This window comes from Streptomyces sp. MBT65, assembly GCF_016612545.1.
GTDB lineage: Bacteria > Actinomycetota > Actinomycetes > Streptomycetales > Streptomycetaceae > Streptomyces.
The window spans coordinates 22284-29950 of sequence record NZ_JAENRY010000118.1 but is presented as its reverse complement, the minus strand read 5'-3'; the positions used below and the strand labels follow the sequence as shown (position 1 = coordinate 29950).

Genomic DNA, 7667 nt, shown 5'->3' with positions numbered 1-7667 from the left:
GTTACGTCCCCGCCCACCAGGTCGACGGCCACCCGCTGAACGACTTCGCCGACCGCGCGGCCAGCCAGGCGGCCATCGTCCAGGAGCCCGCGGGGAGCCGAGGTCGCTGCCCGCGGGCTCCTGGACGATGGCCGCCTGGCTGGCCGCGCGGTCGGCGAAGTCGTTCAGCGGGTCGCCGTCGACCTGGTGGGCGGGGACGTAACGGAACTCCACGGAACGGCCGTTGAGCAGTTCGTCGATACGGACGACCAGCTCCTGATTGGCGACCGGCTTGCCGCCGGAGGTCTTCCAGCCGTTGCGCTTCCAGCCCGGCAGCCAGGTGGTGACCGCCTTCATGGCGTACTGCGAGTCCATCCGGATCTCCAGCGGCACGTCCGGTGCGGTCGCCGTCAACAGGCGCTCCAGCGCGGTGAGTTCGGCGACGTTGTTGGTGGCCTTGCCGAGCGGCCCCGCCTCCCAGCGGGCCGGGCTCTCCGCGTCGTCCGACACGACCCACGCCCAGGCGGCCGGCCCGGGATTCCCTTTCGAAGCCCCGTCGCACGCGGCCACCACACGTTCACGCATGCGCCCGATCATGCCATGGCCGCGCCCCCGGGTCCGCGCCGCCCCGTACCGCCGAGGTCCCCGCCGGCCGCCCCACGGACACGCGCGGCTGGGCGACGGCCCCTGCGCCCGTGCCCCCTCTACGCTGCGCGCATGACCTCGCGACAGGAGCAATGGGCCCGGGTGCGCCGCCACTTGTGGCGGCCGCCGCGCCCCCACGGCGAGCAGCCGCGCGAGCGGGTGGTCGGCCCGCTGCAGCTCTTCTACGACCTGGTCGTGGTCGTGCTGGTCGCGCAGGCCGCCCACCATCTGTCCGGGGAGCTGGACCGGCACGGACTGGGCCTGTTCGCCGCGGTGTTCGCGCTGGTGTGGATCGCCTGGCTCAACGGCAGCCTGCACCACGAACTGCACGGGCACGAGGACGCGCACGGCCGGAGCATGTTCCTGCTGCAGATCCTGGTGCTCGTCCCGCTGGGCGCGTTCGTCCCCGAGGCGGGCGACGCGCGCGGTGTCGCGTTCGCCGTGGACGCGGGTGTGCTGTTCGCGGTCCTGGCGCTGTTGTGGCTGCTCGCCTCGCGCAGTGACACGCCCGAGTTCCGGCGCCCCAGCATGCTGTACGTGACGGGAACGGCGGCCTGCGCGGTCGTGCTGGCGGCGAGCGCCGCGCTGCCCGCGGACGCCCGCGTGCTGACGTGGGGCGTGCTGGCCGTCGTATATCTGGCGGGGTTCGTGTTCGTCATCGGGAGGGCGATTCCGGAACGGGTGGTCGCGCTCAGCGTGACCGACGCGCTCACCGAGCGGTTCGGGCTGTTCATCATCATCGTGCTGGGCGAGAACGTGACCGGGGTGGTCGACGGGCTGGCCCACGAGCCGACGAACGCGCTCACGCCGGCGGTCGGGCTGGTCGCCGGGGTCGTCGGATTCGGCGCGTGGTGGACGTACTTCGACTTCGCGGGGCACCGGCTGCCGCGGGCCACGCGGGCGAGCGCCCTGACCTGGATGGTGGTGCATCTGCCGATCACGGCCGCGGTGGCCGCCATGGGCGCCGCGATGGTCGGCCTCGTCGAGCACGCCCACGACGGCCGGACGCCCGCCGCCACGGCCTGGGTGCTCTGCGGGGGCGCGGCCGTGGTGCTCTGCGCGACGATGGCGCTCGCGGCGACCCTGCGCCACTGGGACGAGAAGCTCGGGCTCTATCCGCCCCTGGCCCGCACCTGCGCCGCCATGGCCTTCCTGTGCGTGGCGGTCGGCGCACTGCGCCCGGCTCCGCTCGTCCTCGGCCTGGCGCTCGTCCTGCTCTTCGGCATTCCCTGGGGAGTCGCCGTGGCCAACCGCGTGTCCCACTACGAGGAACCGGCCACCTGAACCCCGCGCCGGCGTCAGGGCGCCGAGGGCCGTGTCTCGGTCCAGTCGACCATCAGCCGGCGCTCGGCGAAGTACCAGTCGCCGTCCTGCTTGCTGAACTCGTCGAGGTAGCGGATCGAGGCGATCATCAGCGTGCGCCGCCCGGACTCGTCGGCCCCGATGTGATGGGCCAGGCAGTAGCTCTCGCCCGTCGCGCGGTCGCCGTCCAGGGTGATGGTGCTCTGGCCGTTGAAGTGGGTGGTGGCCCGGTAGGTGTTGAGGTTGTCGAACACCGGGGCCAGGGACCCGCGCCCGTGCAGGGTCTGCGTCGGCTCGGCGGCCGTGGCGTCCATGAAGACCAGGAACCGCGTGTCCTCGGTGAACAGGCCCATCTGCCCCTTGGCGTCCCGTCGGTCCGCGCAGTGTGCGTAGGCGTCGATCAGCTCGCGGATGGCCAGTCGGTCGGCGGCTTCCCGGGGGGAGATCTCGGTGTGCGAGGCCATGGCCGTTCCTTTCGCCGCACTATTTGACATGTGTATAACTTCACTCCCCGTGGCAGAGTGCAACGCGATGACAGAGTGCGACACGCACCCCTGGAGGGCGGAGCGCTGAACCAGCGGATCGATCCACGCATCACCCGCACGACCCGTGCCTTCGAGGAGGCCATCGTCGATCTGGCCGGTCGGCGGCCCGTCTCACAGATCACGATCGGCGAGCTGGCCGACCGCGCCGGGGTCACCCGCGCCACGTTCTACAACCGCTACAGCTCCCCGCTGGACCTGCTCATCCAGGTCCTCTCCGACGACCTCGAGCGCGGCCACCGACAGGAGGTTGCGCTCCGTGCGCGGGGCGGACACTCGGCCCACGAACTCCTGCGCATGTCCACGGCGGAGGTCGGCGACCACGTCGAGCGGTATCTGGCGATCTACCGGCACGCCCTCGCCGACCCGGCCGACAGTGGTGTCTACGACGCGCTCGTGCGCCACTTCAGCGAGTACGCCCTGACCTTCATGGCCGAGGGCGACCACCCGGGGCTGCCCGAGGCCAACCGTCGGATGATCGCCCAGTTCATGGCACACGGTTTCGCGGGAGCCATCAGGGCATGGCTGAACGACCCGTCCGTCACGAAGGACGACATGGTCGACGCGGCCGTGGCCTGCGCCCCCGCCTGGTGGGCGGCCGACGGCCGGTGACGCACGACGTACCGGGTCAGACGTCGGTCATCTCCGGCATCTCTCCCTGGGTCGTGGTCATGTCGATCACCGAGAACGAGGCGCCCTGCGGGTCGCTCAGGGCCGCGAACCGCCCGAAGGGGCTGTCCATGGGGCCGAAACGGAGGATGCCGCCGAGCTTGGTGGCCTTGGCGACGGCGTCGTCGCAGTTGTCCACGGAGAAGTACACGTTGACGTACGACGGCACCTCGGGCGGGAACTCGTCGCCCATCTGCATCCGGCCCAGGACCGTGTTCTCACCGAGGTTGTAGACGCGGAAGTCGAAGGTGGTGTCGTCCACCTGCCGTGCCGAGTACGGGAAGACCGCGGGAAAGAACCCGTCCGCCTTCGCGGGCTCCCGGGTGAAGACCTCGGCCCAGGCGTAGGCGCCGGACACGCCCGCGGCCTCGAAGCCCTCGTGCGTGCCGCCCTGCCACACGCCGAAGACCGCACCGCTGGGCTCACTCGCCAGGCACATCGTGCCGAAGTCGCCGACCTGCATCGGCTCCATCAGCACCTGCCCGCCGTTCTCGCGGATCTTCGCCGCGGTGGCCGTCGCGTCCGGTGACGCGAGATACAGGCACCACTGCGACTGCCCCTCCTGGCCCGGCATCGGCGGTACGACAGCGGCCACGGCCTTTCCGTCGACGTAGGCCTGCGTGTAGTTGCCGTACTCCGACGACGCGTCGCCGAAGGTCCAGCCGAGGACGTCGCCGTAGAAACTCTTCGCTCCCTCGACGTCGCTGAACATCGCGTCGGCCCAACAGGGCGTTCCCTCAGGTTGTACGGCCATGGCTGCGGCCCTCTCCGGTACGTCGGGGTGTCTGGGTCGGGTTGTCCTGGATTCTCACGCTAGTCACCTGGGGAGCGGGACGCGCGGCGAACGCCGGAGCGCGCGGGATCTCACGCAGGGGAGTCGTGTTCGCGCCCCGTGCGCCGGGGTGCGGGGACGAGTCCTCGCGGCCCCCGCCTCGATCGCCGGGTTTACCGCCTCCCAGGCGTGAAGTCGCCCCCTTCGCGCGGTTACCGGTCCTGGGCAGGACTGTTTGGCTTGTAAACCGACGAAGCGCTCACCCCTGTTCACCTCCCGGGAGGGAAAGTGTCCACTCCGGAAAGCGCCCACGGATCCGCCACCGACGAGCCCGAACCCGCGACACCCGGCGACGGACAGCTCACCAGTCTCAGCACCCTGGCGGCACGCCAACTCGCCACCACCACCAAGTCCGAACCGCAGATGCAGGCCATCACCTCACGATGGCTGCTGAAGATGCTGCCCTGGGTGGACGTGAAGGGCGGTGCCTACCGGGTCAACCGGCGGCTCCAGCTCAGCGTCGGCCGCGGCCGGGTGCGGTTCGAGCAGAACGGCGCCGACGACATCAAGGTCATCCCCGAGACCCTCACCGAACTGCCCGTGCTGCGCGGGTACTCCGACACGGAGGTCCTGAAGGAGATCGCGGGCCGGTTCCGGGTCCGGGAGGTGCGGGCCGGCCAGGTCCTGTTCGAGGCCGGCCAGCCCGTCACCGAGAACTACCTGGTCGCCCACGGCCGCTTCACCCGCTACACCGCCGGCCCGTACGACGAGGAGGAGATCCTCGGAGTCGTCACCGACGGCGACCAGATGGGGGACGAGGCGCTCGGGCAGTCCGACCCGCTGTGGCTGAGTTCCGTGCGCGCCGAGACCGCGGGCGTCCTGCTCGTGCTGCCCTGGGAGGTGGTGACCGAACTCACCGCGCGGGCACCGTCGTTGGCCGCCCATCTGGAGGCGTACGCGGCGCGGCAGCGGCTGCCGATGAACCGGAAGGGCGAGGCCGACGTCCCGGTGCAAGCCGGCCATGTGGGCGAGCCGACCCTGCCCGGCGGCTTCGTCGACTACGAACTCGCCCCGCGCGAGTACGAGTTGTCGCTCACGCAGACCGTGCTGCGGGTGCACACCAGGGTCGCCGACCTCTACAACGACCCGATGGACCAGACCCAGCAGCAACTGCGGCTCACGGTCGAGGAGATCCGCGAGCGCCAGGAGTGGGAGCTGGTCAACAACCGGGAGTTCGGGCTGCTGCACAGCGTCGACTACACCCAGCGCATCAGCACCTTCACCGGCCCGCCGACCCCCGACGACCTCGACGAACTGCTCGCCATGCGGCGCAGGACACGGCTCTTCCTCGCCCACCCGAAGGCGATCGCGGCCTTCTTCCGGCAGTGCAACAAGCGCGGTCTGGTGCCCGGTACGGTGACCGTGGAAGGGCACGAGATCCCCGCCTGGCGCGGCGTCCCGTTCTTCCCGTGCGGCAAGATCCCGATCACCCCGCAGCACACCAGCAGCATCATCGCGCTGCGCACCGGCGAGGCCGACCAGGGTGTCGTCGGGCTGTTCCAGACAGGTATCCCGGAGGAGTTCCAACCCGGACTGAACGTGCGCTTCATGGGCATCGACTCCGCCGCGATCATCCGCTACCTCGTCACCGCGTACTACTCGATGGCCATCCTGGTCCCCGACGCGGCGGGGATCCTCGAGAACGTCCAGATCGGCCGGACCGCCGGATGACGGCCCGGACAGCGGCTCGGACGACGGCCCGACCGACGGCCCGGAGAACTTCATGACCACACCCACCACGGCCTTCCCTCCGCTGCCGGGCCCGCCGAACCTGGCGAGCACCGTGCGGGCCCGGCGCACCGGGGCGATCCCCGGCCTCACCTACCGGCCCGCGGCGCCCGCCGACCCCGAGAAGGCCGCGGAGATCGACCGCAGGCTGGAGGCCTGGGCCCGCGAGCTCGATCTGTTCCCGGCCGCGTGGGACGGGGACTTCGCCGGGTTCCAGTTCGGCCGGGCCGTGGTGCTCCAGCATCCGGGGGCGCTCGACCTGGAACGGCTGACCGCCGCCGGCAAGCTGCTGCTCGCCGAGAACATCGTCGACTCCTGCTACTGCGAGGAGGACGAGGGCAGGGGCGGCTCGCACAGCGGGCTCGGCGGACGGCTGATTCTCGGCCAGTCGGCGCTCGACCCCTTCCACTCCGCCCCCGAGTTCGAGGAGGAGTGGCGGCACGGGGTGCGGGCGGACGGACCGCTGCGCTCGTACCACTTCGCACTGCGGGACTACGCCCTCCTCGCCACCCCCAGCCAGACCGACCGGTTCGTGCACGACATCGCCCGGCTCCACCTCGGGTACCTGGCCGAGGCCGCCTGGGCCGAGATCCGCTACAAGCCGCGTGTCTGGGAGTACCTGGTGATGCGGCAGTTCAACAACTTCCGGCCCTGTCTGTCGATCGTGGACGCGGTCGACGGCTACGAACTGCCCGAGCAGGTCTACGCCCGGCCCGAGATCCAGCGGGTCACGGCCCTGGCCTGCAACGCCACCACGATCGTCAACGACCTCTACTCCTTCACCAAGGAACTCTCCGACCCCGACCACCTCAACCTGCCGCAGGTCGTCGCCGCCGAGGACCGGCGCGGGCTGAAGGCGGCCTATCTGAGGTCCGTCGAGATCCACAACCGGATCATGGACGCCTTCGAGGAGGAGTCCGCGGCGCTGTCCGCCGCCTCACCCCTCGTCGAGCGCTACACCCGGGGTCTCGCCGCCTGGGTGGCCGGCAACCACGAGTGGCACGCGACCAACTCCCACCGCTACCACCTGCCCAACTACTGGTAAGAGTCCGGTCCCTGACGCCCTGTCAGACGTACCACGCTAGGAGTCACCGTTGACCACCACCGACGCCGGCACCACAGCAGCACCGGTGCCGACCCAGTCCACGTACCAGAACCGTGTCGCGGACTACTGGAACGCCGAAGAGAACCCGGTCAACCTCGACCTCGGACAGCTCGACGACCTGTACCACCACCACTACGGAATCGGCGGGGCCGACGAGTCCGTGCTGGATGAGCCCGACCCCGTCCGGCGCCGGGAGCGGCTCACCGCCGAACTGCACCGCCTGGAACACGCCCAGGCCGAACTCCTCGCCTCCCACCTCGGTCAACTCTCCCCCGCGGACCGGGTGTTCGACGCCGGCTGCGGACGCGGCGGCGGCAGCGTGGTCGCACATCTGCGCTACGGCTGCCGGGCCGACGGGGTCACGATCTCCGCCAAGCAGGCCGAGTTCGCCAACACCCAGGCGCGCAGGCGGTGCATCGACGACAAGGTGCGCTACCACCACCGCAACATGCTCGACACGGGCTTCCCGACGGGCGCGTTCGCCGCGTCGTGGAACAACGAGTCCACCATGTATGTGGAGTTGGACCTGCTCTTCGCCGAGCACGCGCGACTGCTGCGCCGCGGCGGTCGCTATGTGGTGATCACCGGCTGCTACAACGACACCTACGGCCGGGCCTCGCGCGAGGTGTCCCTCATCAACGCCCACTACATCTGCGACATCCACCCCAGGTCGGAGTACTTCCGGGCGATGGCCCGCAACCGGCTGGTCCCCGTGCACGTCCAGGACCTCACCGCGGACACCGTCCCCTACTGGGCACTGCGCCAACAGGCCGACCATCTGGTCACGGGCATCGAGGACACCTTCCTGACCGCCTACCGCAACGGCAGCTTCCAGTATCTGCTGATCGCGGCCGACCGCGTCTGA

General features: G+C 70.4%; 8 protein-coding genes. 5 read left to right on the top strand and 3 right to left on the bottom strand.

Annotation, left to right across the window (positions count from 1 at the left end):
• Nucleotides 1-576 (bottom strand): ribonuclease H (locus JHN63_RS25980; RefSeq protein WP_234477698.1); only part of this gene is annotated, 576 nt, incomplete at its 3' end.
• Between the two features lie 120 nt (nt 577-696).
• On the opposite strand from JHN63_RS25980, the gene JHN63_RS25975 reads away from it, so the two are divergent.
• Nucleotides 697-1908 carry a low temperature requirement protein A gene (locus JHN63_RS25975; RefSeq protein ID WP_234477697.1) on the top strand — a complete coding sequence of 404 codons (1212 nt, stop codon included), beginning with the start codon at nt 697-699 and terminating at the stop codon, nt 1906-1908.
• Between the two features lie 14 nt (nt 1909-1922).
• Here JHN63_RS25975 and JHN63_RS25970 read toward each other — a convergent pair whose 3' ends face one another.
• Nucleotides 1923-2390 carry a nuclear transport factor 2 family protein gene (locus JHN63_RS25970; RefSeq protein ID WP_200684835.1) on the bottom strand — a complete coding sequence of 156 codons (468 nt, stop codon included), beginning with the start codon at nt 2388-2390 and terminating at the stop codon, nt 1923-1925.
• Nucleotides 2391-2465: 75 nt separating this feature from the next.
• Here JHN63_RS25970 and JHN63_RS25965 point away from each other — a divergent pair, with 75 nt between their 5' ends.
• Entirely contained in the window at nt 2466-3080 is a 615-nt protein-coding gene (locus tag JHN63_RS25965) for a TetR/AcrR family transcriptional regulator (RefSeq protein WP_200684833.1), read from the top strand.
• A gap of 16 nt (nt 3081-3096) precedes the next feature.
• Here JHN63_RS25965 and JHN63_RS25960 read toward each other — a convergent pair whose 3' ends face one another.
• Nucleotides 3097-3891: a VOC family protein gene (locus JHN63_RS25960; protein WP_200684831.1), complete on the bottom strand. Its 795-nt coding sequence runs from the start codon at nt 3889-3891 to the stop codon at nt 3097-3099.
• A gap of 306 nt (nt 3892-4197) precedes the next feature.
• On the opposite strand from JHN63_RS25960, the gene JHN63_RS25955 reads away from it, so the two are divergent.
• Genes JHN63_RS25955 through JHN63_RS25945 form a run of 3 tightly spaced genes read left to right on the top strand, consistent with a single transcriptional unit; the run spans nt 4198 to nt 7667 of the window.
• Complete coding sequence (locus JHN63_RS25955) at nt 4198-5640, top strand: family 2B encapsulin nanocompartment shell protein (protein WP_200684829.1); 1443 nt, start codon at nt 4198-4200, stop codon at nt 5638-5640.
• A gap of 52 nt (nt 5641-5692) precedes the next feature.
• Nucleotides 5693-6742 (top strand): family 2 encapsulin nanocompartment cargo protein terpene cyclase, encoded by a 1050-nt coding sequence (locus JHN63_RS25950; protein WP_200684827.1) that lies wholly within the window; start codon nt 5693-5695, stop codon nt 6740-6742.
• Between the two features lie 49 nt (nt 6743-6791).
• Nucleotides 6792-7667, top strand: a complete 876-nt coding sequence (locus tag JHN63_RS25945; protein WP_200684825.1) for a geranyl diphosphate 2-C-methyltransferase — start codon at nt 6792-6794, stop codon at nt 7665-7667.

Coding starts and splice junctions, on each gene's coding strand:
- JHN63_RS25975 (WP_234477697.1), top strand. CDS start 697: ATGACCTCGCGACAGGAGCAATGGGCCCGGGTGCGCCGCCACTTGTGG.
- JHN63_RS25970 (WP_200684835.1), bottom strand. CDS start 2,390: ATGGCCTCGCACACCGAGATCTCCCCCCGGGAAGCCGCCGACCGACTG.
- JHN63_RS25960 (WP_200684831.1), bottom strand. CDS start 3,891: ATGGCCGTACAACCTGAGGGAACGCCCTGTTGGGCCGACGCGATGTTC.
- JHN63_RS25950 (WP_200684827.1), top strand. CDS start 5,693: ATGACCACACCCACCACGGCCTTCCCTCCGCTGCCGGGCCCGCCGAAC.